13 protein-coding genes are annotated in these 15,336 nt (G+C 70.7%); 9 read left to right on the plus strand and 4 right to left on the minus strand.

Going from position 1 to position 15,336, the window contains the following annotated elements; translation table 11 throughout:
• The 4 genes from ACIRQP_RS13170 to ACIRQP_RS13185 form a co-directional block, all read left to right on the plus strand.
• Positions 1–1,215: vitamin B12 dependent-methionine synthase activation domain-containing protein (locus ACIRQP_RS13170; RefSeq protein ID WP_403887942.1), on the plus strand; the 1,215-nt coding region annotated here is incomplete at its 5' end.
• Positions 1,212–2,099: a methylenetetrahydrofolate reductase [NAD(P)H] gene (gene metF / locus ACIRQP_RS13175; RefSeq protein WP_403887944.1), complete on the plus strand. Its 888-nt coding sequence runs from the start codon at positions 1,212–1,214 to the stop codon at positions 2,097–2,099. The genes ACIRQP_RS13170 and metF, both read left to right, overlap by 4 nt.
• On the plus strand, positions 2,089–3,516 hold the full coding sequence (gene ahcY, locus ACIRQP_RS13180) for an adenosylhomocysteinase (RefSeq protein WP_403887947.1): 1,428 nt from the start codon (positions 2,089–2,091) through the stop codon (positions 3,514–3,516). Before metF ends, ahcY begins: the two co-directional genes overlap by 11 nt.
• A gap of 30 nt (positions 3,517–3,546) precedes the next feature.
• On the plus strand, positions 3,547–4,209 hold the full coding sequence (locus ACIRQP_RS13185) for a maleylpyruvate isomerase family mycothiol-dependent enzyme (RefSeq protein WP_403887949.1): 663 nt from the start codon (positions 3,547–3,549) through the stop codon (positions 4,207–4,209).
• A gap of 18 nt (positions 4,210–4,227) precedes the next feature.
• Here ACIRQP_RS13185 and ACIRQP_RS13190 read toward each other — a convergent pair whose 3' ends face one another.
• A complete protein-coding gene (locus ACIRQP_RS13190) occupies positions 4,228–4,983 on the minus strand; it encodes a PIG-L deacetylase family protein (RefSeq protein WP_403887952.1) in 756 nt (251 codons plus the stop codon).
• Positions 4,984–5,127: 144 nt separating this feature from the next.
• Here ACIRQP_RS13190 and asnB point away from each other — a divergent pair, with 144 nt between their 5' ends.
• The 5 genes from asnB to mshA all read left to right on the plus strand — a co-directional run bounded on the left by asnB (position 5,128) and on the right by mshA (position 11,822).
• Positions 5,128–6,933 carry an asparagine synthase (glutamine-hydrolyzing) gene (gene asnB / locus ACIRQP_RS13195; protein WP_403887955.1) on the plus strand — a complete coding sequence of 602 codons (1,806 nt, stop codon included), beginning with the start codon at positions 5,128–5,130 and terminating at the stop codon, positions 6,931–6,933.
• A complete protein-coding gene (locus ACIRQP_RS13200; RefSeq protein WP_403887958.1) occupies positions 6,930–7,916 on the plus strand; it encodes a PrpF domain-containing protein in 987 nt (328 codons plus the stop codon). Before asnB ends, ACIRQP_RS13200 begins: the two co-directional genes overlap by 4 nt.
• A gap of 128 nt (positions 7,917–8,044) precedes the next feature.
• A complete protein-coding gene (locus tag ACIRQP_RS13205; protein ID WP_403887961.1) occupies positions 8,045–8,782 on the plus strand; it encodes an SDR family oxidoreductase in 738 nt (245 codons plus the stop codon).
• Positions 8,783–8,827: 45 nt separating this feature from the next.
• Entirely contained in the window at positions 8,828–10,390 is a 1,563-nt protein-coding gene (locus ACIRQP_RS13210; protein ID WP_403887964.1) for a class I tRNA ligase family protein, read from the plus strand.
• A gap of 124 nt (positions 10,391–10,514) precedes the next feature.
• Positions 10,515–11,822, plus strand: a complete 1,308-nt coding sequence (gene mshA / locus ACIRQP_RS13215) for a D-inositol-3-phosphate glycosyltransferase (protein ID WP_403888574.1) — start codon at positions 10,515–10,517, stop codon at positions 11,820–11,822.
• Between the two features lie 659 nt (positions 11,823–12,481).
• On the opposite strand, the gene ACIRQP_RS13220 is transcribed toward mshA, so the two are convergent.
• The 3 genes from ACIRQP_RS13220 to ACIRQP_RS13230 all read right to left on the minus strand — a co-directional run bounded on the left by ACIRQP_RS13220 (position 12,482) and on the right by ACIRQP_RS13230 (position 15,058).
• On the minus strand, positions 12,482–12,985 hold the full coding sequence (locus ACIRQP_RS13220; RefSeq protein ID WP_403887967.1) for a Fur family transcriptional regulator: 504 nt from the start codon (positions 12,983–12,985) through the stop codon (positions 12,482–12,484).
• A 64-nt stretch (positions 12,986–13,049) separates the two neighbouring features.
• Positions 13,050–14,105, minus strand: coding sequence for a response regulator transcription factor (locus ACIRQP_RS13225; protein WP_403887970.1), 1,056 nt, complete (start codon positions 14,103–14,105; stop codon positions 13,050–13,052).
• A 101-nt stretch (positions 14,106–14,206) separates the two neighbouring features.
• Positions 14,207–15,058 carry a class I SAM-dependent methyltransferase gene (locus ACIRQP_RS13230; RefSeq protein WP_403887973.1) on the minus strand — a complete coding sequence of 284 codons (852 nt, stop codon included), beginning with the start codon at positions 15,056–15,058 and terminating at the stop codon, positions 14,207–14,209.
• Positions 15,059–15,336 lie beyond the last annotated feature (278 nt).

Below are 15,336 nucleotides of genomic sequence, written 5' to 3' on the forward strand. Positions count from 1 at the left end.
TCCGCGATCCTGGAGGCCGCCGAGGAGCACCGGGCGGATGTCATCGGCATGTCCGGTCTGCTGGTGAAGTCGACCGTGATCATGAAGGAGAACCTTCAGGAGCTGAACCAGCGCAAGATGGCGGCGGACTTCCCCGTCATCCTCGGCGGCGCCGCCCTCACCCGGGCCTATGTGGAGCAGGATCTGCACGAGATCTACGAGGGCGAAGTGCGCTACGCCCGCGACGCGTTCGAGGGTCTGCGGCTGATGGACGCGCTGATCGGCATCAAGCGCGGCGTCCCCGGAGCCGTACTGCCCGAACTCAAGCGGCGCCGGGTCAGGCCCGCCGTCACAGCCGTGGTGGAGGAGCGTCCGGAGGAAGGCGCGGCCCGCTCGGACGTGTCGACGACCAACCCCGTGCCGGAGCCGCCGTTCTGGGGCACCCGCGTCATCAAGGGCATCCAGCTGAAGGAGTACGCGTCCTGGCTGGACGAGGGTGCGCTGTTCAAGGGGCAGTGGGGGCTGAAGGAGTCCCGCAAGGGCGGAGCCACGTACGAGGAGCTGGTGGAGTCCGAGGGCCGGCCACGGCTGCGCGGCTGGCTGGAGAGGCTCCACACCGACAACCTGCTCGAAGCGGCTGTCGTCCACGGCTACTTCCCCTGCGTCTCCAAGGGCGACGACCTCATCCTGCTCGGTGAGGACGGCTCGGAGCGCACTCGGTTCACCTTCCCGCGGCAGCGGCGCGGACGGCGGCTGTGCCTGGCCGACTTCTTCCGCCCCGAGGAGTCCGGCGAGACGGACGTGATCGGACTCCAGGTCGTCACGGTCGGTTCCAGGATCGGCGGCGCCACGGCCGAACTCTTCGAGAAGAACGCCTACCGCGACTATCTCGAACTCCACGGTCTCTCCGTCCAGCTCGCCGAAGCCCTCGCCGAGTACTGGCACGCCCGGGTCCGCTCCGAACTCGGCTTCGCGGGTGAGGACCCGTCCGAGGTCGAGACCGCGACATTTATGAACGACGTGTTCGCCCTGAAGTACCGGGGCGCCCGTTTCTCGCTCGGCTACGGCGCCTGCCCCAACCTGGAGGACCGCGCGAAGATCGCCGACCTCCTGGAGCCCGGCCGGATCGGCGTCGAGCTCTCCGAGGAGTTCCAGCTCCACCCCGAGCAGTCCACCGACGCCCTCGTGATCCACCACCCCGAGGCGACGTACTTCAACGCGGGAGGCCGGGCATGACCACCTTCTCCTTCGAGTTCTTCCCGCCGAAGACCCCGGCCGGCGAACGTGCGCTGTGGGACACGGTCCGTCGCGTCGAAACCCTCGCTCCGGACTTCGTCTCCGTCACCTACGGCGCCGGCGGTTCGTCCCGTGACCGTACCGTCGCCGTCACCCGACGTATCGCGGCCGAGACGACCCTGCGGCCCGTCGCCCATCTCACCGCCGTCGGGCATCCGGTCGCCGAACTGCGCCGCGTCATCGGCCAGTACGCGGACGCCGGGATTCGCGACGTCCTCGTGCTGCGCGGAGACCCGCCCGGCGACCCGCGAGGCGAGTGGACCCCGCACCCACAGGGCTTCACCCACGCCTACCAGTTGGTGGAACTCGTCCGCTCCCTCGGAGACTTCACCATCGGTGTCGCCGCCTTCCCCGAGGGCCACCCCCGCGCGCTCTCGCCCGCGGCGGATCTGCGCCACTTCATCGCGAAGTGCGAGGCCGGCGCGGACTACGCCATCACGCAGATGTTCTTCGACGCCGAGGACTATCTGCGCTTCCGGGACCGGGTGACGGCCGCCGGCTGCCGTACACCGGTCATCCCCGAGATCATGCCCGCCACCGACGTACGGCAGATCGCCCGCTTCGCGGCCCTCGGCAACGCGGCCTTCCCCGAGGACCTGGCGCACCGGCTGGAGGCGGCCCGCGACAATCCCGCCGCCGCGCACCGGATCGGCGTCGACCACGCCACCTCCATGGCCGAGCGGCTTCTCGCCGAAGGCGCCCCGGGCCTCCACTACATCACTCTCAACCGCTCGACCGCCGCGCTGGACATCCACCGGAACGTCCAGGCCGCGTGCCCCGGGACGCCAAGCCCTCAGACCTCAAGGAGCCTCCATGCCAGCTGAGTTGCCCCACTTCACCGACTTCAAGGTCGCCGATCTGTCGCTCGCCGAGTTCGGCCGCAAGGAGATCGCCCTCGCCGAGCACGAGATGCCCGGCCTGATGGCGATCCGCGCGGAGTACGCGCCCACCCAACCGCTCCGGGGCGCCCGTATCACCGGCTCCCTGCACATGACCGTGCAGACCGCCGTCCTCATCGAGACGCTCGTCGCGCTCGGCGCCGACGTCCGCTGGGCGTCCTGCAACATCTTCTCCACCCAGGACCACGCCGCCGCCGCGATAGCAGCCGCCGGCATTCCCGTCTTCGCGTGGAAGGGGGAGACGTACGAGGAGTACTGGTGGTGCACCGAGCGGGCGCTGACCTGGCCGGACCGCAGCGGCCCCAACATGATCCTGGACGACGGCGGTGACGCGACTCTCCTCGTCCACAAGGGCGTCGAGTACGAGAAGGCCGGCTCCGTACCCGACCCGGCGAGGGCCGACAACACCGAACACCGCGTCGTACTGGAGACGTTGGCCCGCTCGCTGCGTGAGACGCCCGGAAAGTGGAGCGAGTTGGCCGCCGGGATCCGCGGCGTCACCGAGGAGACCACGACGGGTGTGCACCGCCTCGTCGCGATGCACCGTGACGGCGAACTGCTCTTCCCCGCCATCAACGTGAACGACGCCGTGACCAAGTCGAAGTTCGACAACAAGTACGGCTGCCGGCACTCCCTGATAGACGGCATCAACCGCGCCACCGACGTGCTGATCGGCGGCAAGGTCGCCGTGGTCTGCGGCTACGGCGATGTCGGCAAGGGCTGCGCGGAGTCCCTGCGCGGTCAGGGAGCGCGGGTCGTCATCACCGAGATCGACCCGATCTGCGCGCTCCAGGCGGCGATGGACGGCTACCAGGTGACCACCCTGGAGGACGTGGTCGAGATGGCGGACATCTTCGTCACCACGACCGGCAACAAGGACATCATCCGTATCGAGCACATGCGGCGGATGAAGCACCAGGCGATCGTCGGGAACATCGGCCACTTCGACAACGAGATCGACATGGCCGGCCTGGCCGCCGAGGACGGCATCGTCAAGGACGAGGTCAAGCCACAGGTCCACACCTGGACCTTCCCGGACGGCCGGTGCGTCATCGTGCTGTCCGAGGGGCGGCTGCTCAACCTCGGCAACGCCACGGGCCACCCGTCCTTCGTGATGTCCAACTCCTTCGCCAACCAGACCATCGCGCAGATCGAACTCTTCACCCGCACCGGCGGCTATCCGACCGGCGTGCACGTGCTGGCCAAGTACCTGGACGAGAAGGTCGCGCGCCTTCACCTGGACGCGCTCGGCGTGACACTCACGACACTCAGCCCCGACCAGGCCGCGTATCTCGGCGTCCCGGTGGAGGGCCCGTACAAGCCGGATCACTACCGTTACTGATCGACAGCCATATCCACGGAGGGCGAATCCATGTCCGAACAGGCCCGTGATCCGGAGCTTCCCGGCCGTCTGCTGCTGACCGAGCGGGACGCGCTGCTGCCGCTGCTCCGGAACACGCCCGAGGAACACTTCGCCCTCCGTACGGCCTGCCCCGGCTGGACCGCCCGCGATGTCCTCGCGCACTGTGCCGCCGCGCTCGTCCGGATCGTGGAGGGCCGCCTCGAAGAGGGTGTCTTCTCACCCGGGTCCAACGCCGCCGACGTCGCGGAGCGCGCCGACTGGTCGCTGGCGCGCGTGCTGGACGAGCTGGAGCGGGGCTTCACCGAGGCGGGCCCCGCCATCGCCGCTCACGAGGACGGTTCGCTCGACACGGTCGCGCTGGGGGAGTGGGTGCACGCGGGGGATGTACGGGAGGCCTTCGGCGTACCGGGCGCGTACGCCGGCGCGGGAGCCACGCCGGCCCTGCCGCTGCTCGCCGTGGCGAGCCGCCGCCGGGACACTCCACTGCTTCACGCCACACTGCCGGGCCACCCGGAACCGGTGGTGCTGGGCGACCCGGTCGAAGGCCGCCCGACGGCCCGCCTTACGGCCGACACGTCGACGCTGATCCGGCTCTACTCCGGCCGCCCGCTGGTCGGCACGCGCTACGACCTGGTCGGCGCCGAGGAACACGAACTCGTCATCTACCGGTGAGCACCGCCGGCACCGCCCTCAGGCCGTGCTGACGATCTGGAAGGCCTCCGCGAAGCGACCCGGCGGGAGGCCGCCGTCGCGGGCGTGTTCCGCCAGCCAGTCCCCCAGAAGGCTCGCCAGGTCCTCGAAGTGCGCGGTCTGCGACGTGTGGATACGCAGCGCGTCGACCTTGCGGGCGAAGACCGACGTGACGTCGACGTACTGGTTGGGCGTGGGCCCCGTCATCAGCCACAGCTCGGGTACCGCCCACGGCTCCAGCCCTTCCTCCTTGAGGAGTTCGGGGTGGGCGAAGGGGTTCCGTGCCTCGGGGTAGACCGCGCGGAGTGCCGCGTCGCCCACCGCCCGGTGGTCGGGATGCAGATCGGCGACCCGCCTCCAGTTGATCTCGGGGCTGGGGATGACGGCGCGCTGCGGCCGCACGTCCCGGATCACCCGGCACAGATCGCGGCGCAGCTCCACGCTCGCCTCGACCAGGCTGTCGGGATGGCCGAGGAAACGTACGTCGTGCACCCCGCTCAGCTTCGCCGAGTGGACCTGTTCCGCGCGGCGCAGATCCGCCATGGCCTGGCGCGGCAGTTTGTCGTCGTAACCGCCGGCGCCGCCGTCCGTGACGATGCAGTAGGTGACGCGGGTGCCCTGCGCGATCCACCGCATGACCGTCCCGCTGACGCAGAACTCGATGTCGTCCGGGTGCGCCGCCACCACCAGCAGGCTCGCGGGAGCGCCGCGGTCGGCGGCGGAGTCGGTCCTCAACTCGGTCCTCAACTCATCCATATGTCCAGCCTGTTGACCTCATCGACGGTGAGCAAGGCCGAGGGTGTGGCGTGTCCGAGCCATGACACTTACGCGCCAGACAAAAAATTGGTACATTCAAATAAACGGTTGATTCATTGGATCCAGGATTCGGAGGCGACCGGCATGTGCAGGATCTTCGGTTCTTTCGCCGGCGAGACCACCGCTCCCGAGCTGGTCGCCGTGTCGGCCCGCCAGCGGCACGGCGGTCCCGACGGGCGTGGCGTGCTCAGCGGCCGGGGCTGGTCCCTCGGCTGCGACCGGCTCGCCGTCACCGACCCGGGCCGGGGGGCCCAGCCGTACCGGCTGCCCACCGCGCCCGGCGTGCTGGCGGTGTTCAACGGCGAGATCTACAACCACCGGGAGCTGTGCCGGCGCATGGCGGCACGCGGCCACCGCTTTCCCGACTCCTGTGACGGCAGCGTGCTGCCCGCTCTCTACCTGGAGTACGGGCCCCGGTTCGCCGAACACCTCGACGGGATGTTCGCGATCGCCGTCCTCGACCGGCGCACCGCGTCGGCCGGCCCCCAACTGGTGCTGGCCGTCGACGACATGGGGATGAAACCGGTCCACTACCATGTCGCACCGGACGGTTCGGTGCGCTTCGCGTCGGAGATCCCCGCGCTGCTCGCCTTCGACGGGGTGCCGGCCGACCCGCGCGAGGAGTCGCTCGACACCGTCCTCGCGACGAAGACACCGTTCGGTACGGAGACCGCCCTGCGCGGCATCAAGGTGCTCCCGCCGGGCGCCACGGCCGTGGCCCGCCCCGGCCACGGACTACGGGTGCACCGGCGCGCGCCGTACCGGACGCCAGTGGTCACCGGGACCGCCGACCAGGACCTTGAGGAGACGTTGCGCGTCGAGACGGAGCGGCTCGCCGACGCCGACGTCCCGGTGTGTGCGATCACCAGCGGCGGGCTGGACTCCGGACTCGTCACCGCGCTCGCGGCGGCCGGCGCCCGCGCCACCGGCGCCGCGCCGCTGCACAGCTTCCACCTCACCTACCGCGGCCGGTGGCCCGACTCGGAGCACACGTACGCCCGCGCCGTGGCCCTGCGGGCCCGCACCGTCCATCACCAGGTGGAGGCGGACCCGGCCGAGTTCGCGTCCCTGCTCACCCGCACCGTCCGCCACCTCGGCCAGCCCAACGCCGACCCGATCACGCTGAGCACCTACGCGCTGTTCCGCGCCGTCCACCAGGCGGGCTTCACCGTCGCGCTGACCGGCGACGGCGCGGACGAACTCTTCGGGGGCTACGACCGCCTACGCGCCGCGCTCGCCGTGCCCGAGGGAGCGGACTGGGCCGGCGGCTACGCCGACGCCCTCGCCGCCGTCCCACGCATGCTCCGGAGCCGTCTCTACACCCCCGCGTACCGGGCATTCATCGCCGAGCGCGGCTCCGACGGGGACCGCATCGCCGCCGAACTCCGGGCGTCCGGCGCCGACCGGCTCACCGCGATGGTCAACTTCGAGACCCGGTGGCGGATGCCCGCCTATCATCTGCGCCGCGTCGACCACCTCAGCATGGCGTGGGCGGTCGAGGCCCGGATGCCGTTCTGCCAGCCCCGGGTGGCGGCGCTGGCCCGCTCGCTGCCCGCCGAGGACCTGCGGGGCAAACAGGCGCTGTACCGGGTGGGCCGGGACCTTCTCCCGCCGTCCGTGCTGCGCCGCCCCAAGCAGCCCTTCACCCTGCCCGTCGCCGCCATGCTGACCTCGGGCAGCCCGCTGATGGACGCGGTCCAGGACCTGCTCGCCCCGGCCCGGCTGCTGCGCGGCGGCCGGCTCCGGCCCGACCGCGTCCAGGCACTGATCACCCGTCAGCTGGCCCACCCCTCGGGACCCGACGCCCTCGCGCTGTGGGCGCTCGCTGTGCATGAGCTGTGGACGGAGGTCGCGCAGGGGCTCCGGGTCCCCGTCGGATGCGCCGCGTGATCGTCGACGTCGTGCGGGTGGCGGGCGCCCCCTGTCCGACGCTGGTGATAGACCGTGACCGACTGCCGCGTGGGTCACTGGCGTTACGGGATGAACTGATTGCCCTACGCCGGTGGCTCCACCGCACCGGGCGCGGCGAGATCGGGAAGATCGCGCTGTACGGCGCGTCCCACGACCCGGCCCACGACCTGGACTACCGCTTCGTACAGTCGCTGTCGGGCGGCTTCGACTTCCGTACCGGATGCGGACACTCGCTGCTGGCCTGCGTGGTGGCCACGGGGCGGCCCGGCCCCGTCCGGGTCCGCGCGCTGACGACGAACGACACGGTCGTCTGCGAACCGGAGCCGGGCGGCGGCGCGTACACGGTACGGCTCAACCGCCCAGCTCCGGCCCGGCCGCTGCTGCCGACCGGCCGCCCCGTCGACAGCGTCGACGGTCTGCGGGTGTCCCTGGTGGACTTCGGCAATCCGTATGTGTTCGTGGACACCGCCGACCTCGGGCTGCCCGCCCCCGGTGACCTCCGCTCCGCCGAGGGGGACGTGTTGGACCGCTTGCTGCGTGTCCGGGCCCGCGCCGCCCGCCTCCTCGGCCTGCCCGCGCACGGCGCGCTCCCGAAGATCGCCGCGGTGGCCGCGTACGGGGCCGGCGGACTCACCGTCCGCGCCGTCACCACCACCGGCTGGCACCCGTCCCTCGCGCTGACGGGAGCAGCCTGTCTCACGGCCGCCGCAACCGTGCCCGGCACTGTTCCCCACCGCCTCGCCGGCCATGGACGGGGCGCGGCCCCCGGCCCGTACACCCTGCGCGTCGACACACCGGGCGGCCCGGTGTCCGCCTCGGCCCACGCTTCCGCCGCTGCCCCGGCCGACGCGAAGGGCCACGCCTCGGGCTCACGGCTGCACGCCGTAGGCGTCCACGGCAAGCACGCCACCGTACTGGAAAGGGCCCTGCCTCTCCCCTGGCGTATCCGCGTCACGGCGTGAACGCGCAGCGCCCGAGCCTGCTTCCGCCGTCTTTCCTCTGTCACTCTGGAGGTCGCGGAATCCCGCAACTCCCGTCCGGAGAAAGACAATCAGGACGTGGCCCATCCCGACCGGGAGAGTGGTAGAGGATGAAATTCGAGAATCTACGGGTCGTGGTGACCGGAGCTTCCCGGCAATTCGGCCGTTCGCTCGCCATCGGATTCGCCCATCTCGGAGCCGAGGTCTATGTATCGGCCCGTACGGTCGAAGCCGCGGAACGCACCCACACGGAAGTCATGGGATCGGCCCGGGACCGTATTCACGCATTCGGCTGCGACCTGAGCAGGCCCGCCGAGATCCGTGACTTCGCCCGGCGCGTCGCCGAGCGCACCGACCGGGTGGATCTCCTGGTCAACAATGGCGCGCGCTGGCTGGACGGACTCCAACTGGACGACGCGTCCGACGACCAGATAGTCGAGACCATCGAGTCCACAGCCGGCGGCACGGTCCTGATGGTCAAGCATTTCCTGCCGCTGCTCCGCTCCTCCGGCCGGCCCGACATCGTCAACATGGTCGCGGTGCGCGGAGACGACGACGGAACGGGCTCGCCCGCACACGAGGCGTTCTACGCGGCGAAAAGCGCGCAGGCCGGATTCGCCGAAATTCTCTCGCGCCGGCTGCGCCCCTCGGGTATACGCGTCTTCTCGCTCTATCCGCCGAATTTCTCCACCTCCGACCCGCGTTCTACGGAATGGGAGGCGACCGGTTCCGGCCGGCCCACGGCCGAGGAGAAGCTGACCACCCAGGCGCTTTTCGAATGCGTCGTCTATGCGGTCGAGCAGCCGCGTGACTGCTTCATCCGCTCATTCCACTTCGAACCGCGCTGAGCATCGCACCGCGTCTGCGTCACTCCGCGTCAAGGAGGTCCACCCGTGAGCACCCCTCTCTGGATCACCGCGACCCCGCCCGTCCCCTCCTCCGAACTGGAGATCGGGCAGCTGGCCGGCCCCTACGTGGCCGCCGACGTCCTGGCCCGTTTCCTGCGGGCCGACGGCCAGGCGGTCCTCTTCACCACCGGCACCGCCGATCACACCGCCGCGGTCCAGTCGCGGGCTCTGCGCACCTGCCGTGACCCGGCCGAGGTCGCCGACGGCTACCGCGCCGCCATCACGGCCGACTGGCAACACTCCCGCATCGAGTTCGACCGCATCGTCCATCCCCGGCGCGACCGCGGCTACGCCCGCTGGACGCAGGAGATGTTCACCCGGCTCTACGCGGAGGGCGTCATCGCCCCCAGGGCCCGGACGGTGCCCTACTGCGAGCCCTGTGCCCGCTGGCTGCACGGCGCCCTGGTGACCGGTGCCTGCCCCCGCTGCGGAGCCGGCGGCGTCGGTGGCATGTGCGGCGAGTGCGCCCTGCCCAAGGACGGCGGAACGCTCGTCGACCCGTGCTGCGCCCGGTGCGGATCGGCCGCCGTCGGGCGCCGCTGCCGTACACCGCACCTGCTGCTCGAACCGTTCCGTGACGCGCTCGCCGAATACTGGGCGGCCTCCGAACTGCCGCCCCGGCTGGCGGCGCTCTGCGAAAGCCTCGTGGAGGACGGGCTGCCCGACATAGCCGTGGGACACCCGGGGGACTGGGGCATCCCGGTCCCCGTCGACGGCTTCGCCGGACAACGCGTCGACGCCTGCTTCGAGGCCGCCGCGATGCATCTGTTCGGCAGCGGCTACGACCGCAGACCACTGCCCGAACGCACCGTGCACTTCGGGGCGTTCGAGCACACCTTCTGCCACGCCGTGCTGCTCCCCGCCATCCTGCTGGCCCAAGGTGTCAAACTGCCACAGGAGTTCTGCGTCACCGAGACCTACGGCACGCCGGACGGCGGGAAGGCCGCGTGGGCGCTGGACCTGCTCGTGGAGTACGGCTCCGACGCGCTGCGCAGGCATGTCCTCCAGGCGCGCCCCACCGGCCGCCGTGTCGACTTCCGGGTCGGTGAACTGGCCGCGACCCGCCTCGCCCTGGACAGCACGTGGAACGGCTGGCTCGACCGGCTCTTCACCGCCGTGCGGGAGGAGAACGGCGGACGGATGCCGGACACCGCCCCGGACGGCGCGGGCTGGGAGGCTCAACTGCGGCGTGTGAAATACGCGTTGGCGGAGCTTCGGGACGCGTACGGAGCCGGAGCCTTCGATCCGCGCCGGGCTGTCGCCGTCCTGGACGAGATCGTCGAGTCCACCGCCGCCTTCGGGCATGTGAACGCTCACCAGCGAGCCCGGCCGAGCGCGCGGGGGCGGCATCTGCCGTCTCTCGCCGCGCAGTTGAGCGTGGCGGCGGCGCTCTCCGCCTGGGCGCGGCCGGTCATGCCGGAGGGTTCCGACCGGCTGGCCGCGGCGCTCGGCATCGAACCGGGCCGTCCGGTGACCCTGGACGCCCTGACCCCGCCGGTCCCCGGCACCCGCCTTTCCCCTGTCCGGGGCCCGGTCTTCGGTTTCTGACCCACCGGCCGGACCCGGTAGTCCGTGAACCCTTTCCTGCGATCCCCGCCGCGTGGCCGGGCGCCTGTGGTGACGTGACACGTGGCCCTGAACCGAGGAGCTTCCCGTGTCCCCACGCGTCGCCATGCTCAGTGTCCACACCTCGCCGCTCCACCAACCCGGCACCGGGGACGCGGGCGGCATGAACGTATACATGGTCGAACTGGCCCGCGCGCTCTCCGAACAGGGCGCGCGGGTCGACCTGTTCACCCGCTGCCGCGGTGAGGGTCGGCCGCCCCTGGTGCCTCTCGGCCCCGGCGTCCGTGTGCGGCATCTGCACGCCGGGCCGTGCCGGCCCCTGCCGAAGGAGGCCATGCCGGGGGTTCTCCTGGAGTTCTCGCTCGCGTTGCTGCGCGCCGCCCGCTCCGGGCTCCGGTACGACCTCGTGCACTCGCACTACTGGCTCTCCGGTCAGGCGGGCAGTCTCGCCACCGCCCGTTGGGGCGTCCCCCTCGTGCACACCATGCACACCCTCGCCCAGGTGAAGAACCTCACGCTGGCGCCGGGTGACGTCCCGGAACCCCAGTGGCGGGTACGGGGCGAGCTGGAGGTCGTCCGCGCCGCGGACAGGTTGATAGCCAACACCGCCGAGGAGGCCCGCGCGCTGGAGACGATGTACGGGGCCGAGCGGTCGCGTACCGAGATCGTCAGCCCCGGCGTGGACACCCGCGTCTTCCACCCCGCCGCCGGAGGACGGGCAGCCGCCCGCGCCCGGCTCGGTCTGCCTCCCGGTGCGCTGATACCGCTCTTCGCCGGCCGCATCCAGCCGTTGAAGGGCCCTGATGTCCTCGTACGGGCCGTCGCCGAGGCCCTGCGACTGGAGCCGGGCCTGCGCCGGCGGCTCCTGGTCCCCGTCGTCGGCGGACTCAGCGGCTCAGGCACCGCCGCGCCCGGAGCGCTGCGCGAGATGTGCGCGCGGCTCGGGGTCCTGGATGTCGTGCGTTTCGAACCGGCCGTGTCGCAGGTCGAGTTGGCCGACTGGTACCGGGCGGCAGACCTGCTGGTCGTCCCCTCGCGCAGTGAGTCGTTCGGCCTGGTGGCCCTGGAGGCGCAGGCGTGCGGGACCCCGGTACTGGCAGCGGCCGTCGGAGGTCTGGCCACGGCGGTACGGGACGGTGTGACCGGTCTGCTGGTCCAGGGACACGAGCCGGTGGAGTACGCCAGGAGGCTGCTGTGGCTCGCCGGCCGGCCGGAAGCCGGAGCGTCGATGGGGGAGGCCGCGGTCCGTCACGCGCGAGGACTGAGCTGGGACACGGCCGCGGAGCGGACGCTGGGGGTGTACGAGCGTGCCATGGCCGCCGTGCCGCACAGCATGGGGCAGGGGCGGCGGCACGCCCCTGCCCCTACGGCCGCCCCCTCCTGGAGGAACGGGAGAGCCGTAGCACCAGTTTAGCAGTTTTTTTGGTGGAACCAAAAAAGTGGTGTCTTTAACTGTGACCGAAATGAATTGCCATCGAATGCAATTGATGTTACGTCTGTCGCTGTTGATGACGCGTCCGCGCCATGGCGGGTCCACGACGGAAGAAACTCTGGTTCGGCAGTACGGGGTGGGACATTATTTAAATGTCTTCACCGGAGGCCCGGCGGCACGGGCCGGGTGAAGAGGAAAGTCCCACTTACCGTTCCGTCGATTTCCCTGGAGGAAGCATGTCTGCAGTCGTTCGCGGTGCCGGAATTCGCACAGTGGCCCGTCAGCTCGTCGTTGCGGTCATTCTCTGTACGGGCGTAGCCCTACCGCCGGTGATGGCGGCCGACCGGGGAGCGTCCACGCGGGTGTCGGTCGCTGAGGGCGAGTGGCCCGCCCCCAGCCCCGCCCCGGTGCAGGCCGTGAGCGCCTCCCCCGCTGAGGGCGAGTGGCCCCCGCCGGCCCCCGCACCCGTCCTGGCCTCTGTCGACGGCGAATGGCCCACCCCTCCCCAGGCCTGATCGCCCCGGTCCAGGACCGCCGACGGCCCGCACGACCCGGTCCGGGTCGTGCGGGCCGTCCTCGTACCGCGCCGGAATTCCCCCGGTACATGGCGGCCGCCGGGGCCCGGAGAAAATACCGGACGCTCAACTCTTTCTGGCCGACCGGCAGTCCGGGCATTCGCCTTTGAAGAGCAGTTCGGTATCCGCGATGTGCCAGCCCCTGATGCCTTTACGAGGCGTCGGTGGAATATTCGATTCCACATTCTCCACCCGCCCGCATTTCATACACAGGGCGTGGTGGTGCGGGGCACCCGCGATTTCGAAGACGGCCGGCCAGCCGGGCCGTTCGAACTTCGTTACCAGACCGGTCTCCAGGAAATGCCGGAGCATTTCGTAGACCGCCTGGCTGGTCAGCGCCCCGAGCCGCTCCCGCGCCGCCGAAGTCAGGGCCTCGACGTCCATGTGCCCGCCCGTGGTGAGGAGTTGCAGGATCTCCAGACGGCCGCCGGTCACGCGCAGACCCGCGTCGCGCAGCCGCTGGATCACCACGTCGCGCTCGGTCGCCACTGCCTCGCGTGTCATCTCGTCGCCACCCGATCGCCGCCTGGTCGGACCAAAACTTTGCAGGCATCTTACCTCTTTGCCCATCAGGGGCATGGTGCAAGAAGGTGACGTCGAGGCCGCGGGCTCGGCGGCGGTCCGCGCCGCGGGCTCAGTCCAGCCAGCCGAGCCGGGTGGCGCGGACTCCCGCCTCGAAGCGGCTGGAGGCGCCGAGATCCGCCATCAGCTCGGAGAGCATGCGGCTGACCGTACGCAGGGAGACACCGAGGCTGCGCGCGATCTTCTCGTCCTTCATCCCGGACGCCAGCATCCGGATCGCCGCCCGCTGCTGCTCGGTGAGCCCGTCGCCGCCCGGCTCGGGGCCGACCATCTCGCCGTAGGGCGTCGCGGTGTGCCAGCAGTACTCGTACAGCGCGAGATAGGAACGGACCAGCGCGGGCCCCCGGGCGAGGATCGCTCCGAGGGTCGGGTTCGCCGGGTCCAGCGGAATCAGCGCGAAGTGGTGGTCCGCGATCACCATGTTCATCGGGACGACGGGGGACATCCGCATCTCGGCGCCCTGCTCAGCCTTCCGGCGGAAGTACTCGGCCTGGTCGGGCACCGAGACGAAGCGCTGGTTGAAGATCGCACGGATGCGCACGCCCTTGTCCAACTGCCTGCGGTCGCGCTCCAGTACGCGCTCGGGGATCTCCCGCTGGAGCGTCCCCGGATGCATCATCGCCTCTTCGTGCTGCACGACATGGCTGATGTCCTCAAGTACCTGCTGGATGCGCCGGTAATCGGTGAGGACCTCCACCTCGACCTCGGATTCCTGGGTGAGGGTGCCGGCCCGCAGAAAACGTCCCGCCAATGTTTCGAGCGCGCTGTACGACCGGCTCGCCTCGGTAATGTGCGTCTGGAGGCGCTGTTGTTCCTCGTGGAGTAACCGGAGCATCGCGATCTCCGGATCAATGACCGCCACCGCGTCGGATTCGCTCTCGGAGGGAGCGCCATTCTCCAACGCCAGCCGATTGTCGTGTTTCGCTCCGGTCGGTGCGATGAGTCCCAGGCTCAGCAATTCGGAACGACATCGTTGCCGTTCCTCGCTGTCGAGCTGCATATCGGCCACGACGTCGTCGTAACTCGACGCCCCCCGAGCGCGGAGCTCCTGATAAAGCAACTGTGTCAGATCGGCCGACTGCGTACGTATTCGGTCGGATCTCGTCATGCGCAGCGCCCCCTGGCCCATCTGGAAACATCGCACCCCGTCACACCTTAGTCACAGATGTGGGAGGCGTCTCGTGTATGTGATCGCCGATGTGACGCGAGTCACGTCACCGGGCGACATACCAGCAGGACGCCCAGTGTCCGATGGTCGAGCCGCTGCTGCTTGCGCTCGGCGACACGGAGCCCCGCCGTGTGCAGCTGATCTGCCAAGTCGTCCTGTTCCACGATCCATTTGGCGGTCCGGAAGGCCGACCGGCTGACGCGCGTTTTCCTCGACCGCTCGGTGTGATAGGTGATCTGTTCGCTCATGGTGGCCAGATCGAAGACCTGCCGCGCGACGACCTGCTCCGTCACGCCGTCGAACCGTGGCACCTGGAACGACCAGGAACGGCGTGGGTGTTCGGCGAGAGCGCGCAGTTCGTGCGCGGTGTAGTCGAGCGCGAGTGTCCCGCCGGTGCCGAGGTGGGTGGCGATCTCACGGAGCAGCGCCGGGCGCGCGTGCGGAGGCACCGCGGCCACCATCGCCCCGGCGAGCAGGACGAGTTGGTACGTCCGGTGCAGCTGGAGATCGGCGAGGTCCGCCTGCGTGGTGGTGATGAGGCGGTGGGTGCGCGGGCCGATCCGGGTGGCCCACGCGCGCAGCCGGGCCAGGCTCGCCGGATCGCGGTCCATCGCCTCCACCGGGAAGCCGTGCCGGGCGAACGGGACGGCCAGCCGTCCGGCGCCGGATCCGAGGTCGAGGATCGGGCCGCCGGTCTTCCTGGCCAGGGTCAGATACTCGATGATGTCGGCGCTGTACGGGCCGACCAGCGCCTCTTGCAGCCAGGCGTGCTTCCCGTCGTCGGGTGCGGCGGACTCCAGGCCGGGTGGGGGGGATGCGGGGCCGGACGGGACTGGGGACGGCAGGACCTGGCCGAGTCCGGTTCGGGCGGGAGTCCCGGTCGGTGTACGCATCGCTCCTCCAGGAGGCGCTCGGTCTGGTCCCTGCCGTCCATGGCCTGACCTCCGTGCCGCCGGGGGCCTCGCCGAATGACATCGTGGCCGGAACCAGGCTCCCCGGGCCAGCGAACACCGCTGCGCGTCCACGCCATCGCGTGGATGCGCCAGGGGGGTCGGCGGGGGGGGCCCCCCCCCCCCGCCGGGGGGGGCGGGGGGGGGGCCGCCCCCCCCCCCCCCCCGCCCCCCCGCCCGTGTAGCCCAGGCGGGCGCAGAAACCGCGGGCCGGGTGCGGG

Origin of the sequence: Streptomyces sp. NPDC102274 (genome assembly GCF_044766385.1) — a bacterium.
Lineage (GTDB): Bacteria > Actinomycetota > Actinomycetes > Streptomycetales > Streptomycetaceae > Streptomyces.

Excerpts from the sequence above, each read along its gene's own strand:
- metF (WP_403887944.1), top strand. The coding sequence starts at position 1,212 with ATGACCACCTTCTCCTTCGAGTTCTTCCCGCCGAAGACCCCGGCCGGC.
- ahcY (WP_403887947.1), top strand. The coding sequence starts at position 2,089 with ATGCCAGCTGAGTTGCCCCACTTCACCGACTTCAAGGTCGCCGATCTG.
- ACIRQP_RS13185 (WP_403887949.1), top strand. The coding sequence starts at position 3,547 with ATGTCCGAACAGGCCCGTGATCCGGAGCTTCCCGGCCGTCTGCTGCTG.
- ACIRQP_RS13190 (WP_403887952.1), bottom strand. The coding sequence starts at position 4,983 with ATGGATGAGTTGAGGACCGAGTTGAGGACCGACTCCGCCGCCGACCGC.
- asnB (WP_403887955.1), top strand. The coding sequence starts at position 5,128 with ATGTGCAGGATCTTCGGTTCTTTCGCCGGCGAGACCACCGCTCCCGAG.
- ACIRQP_RS13205 (WP_403887961.1), top strand. The coding sequence starts at position 8,045 with ATGAAATTCGAGAATCTACGGGTCGTGGTGACCGGAGCTTCCCGGCAA.
- mshA (WP_403888574.1), top strand. The coding sequence starts at position 10,515 with ATGCTCAGTGTCCACACCTCGCCGCTCCACCAACCCGGCACCGGGGAC.
- ACIRQP_RS13220 (WP_403887967.1), bottom strand. The coding sequence starts at position 12,985 with ATGGGCAAAGAGGTAAGATGCCTGCAAAGTTTTGGTCCGACCAGGCGG.
- ACIRQP_RS13225 (WP_403887970.1), bottom strand. The coding sequence starts at position 14,105 with ATGACGAGATCCGACCGAATACGTACGCAGTCGGCCGATCTGACACAG.
- ACIRQP_RS13230 (WP_403887973.1), bottom strand. The coding sequence starts at position 15,058 with ATGCGTACACCGACCGGGACTCCCGCCCGAACCGGACTCGGCCAGGTC.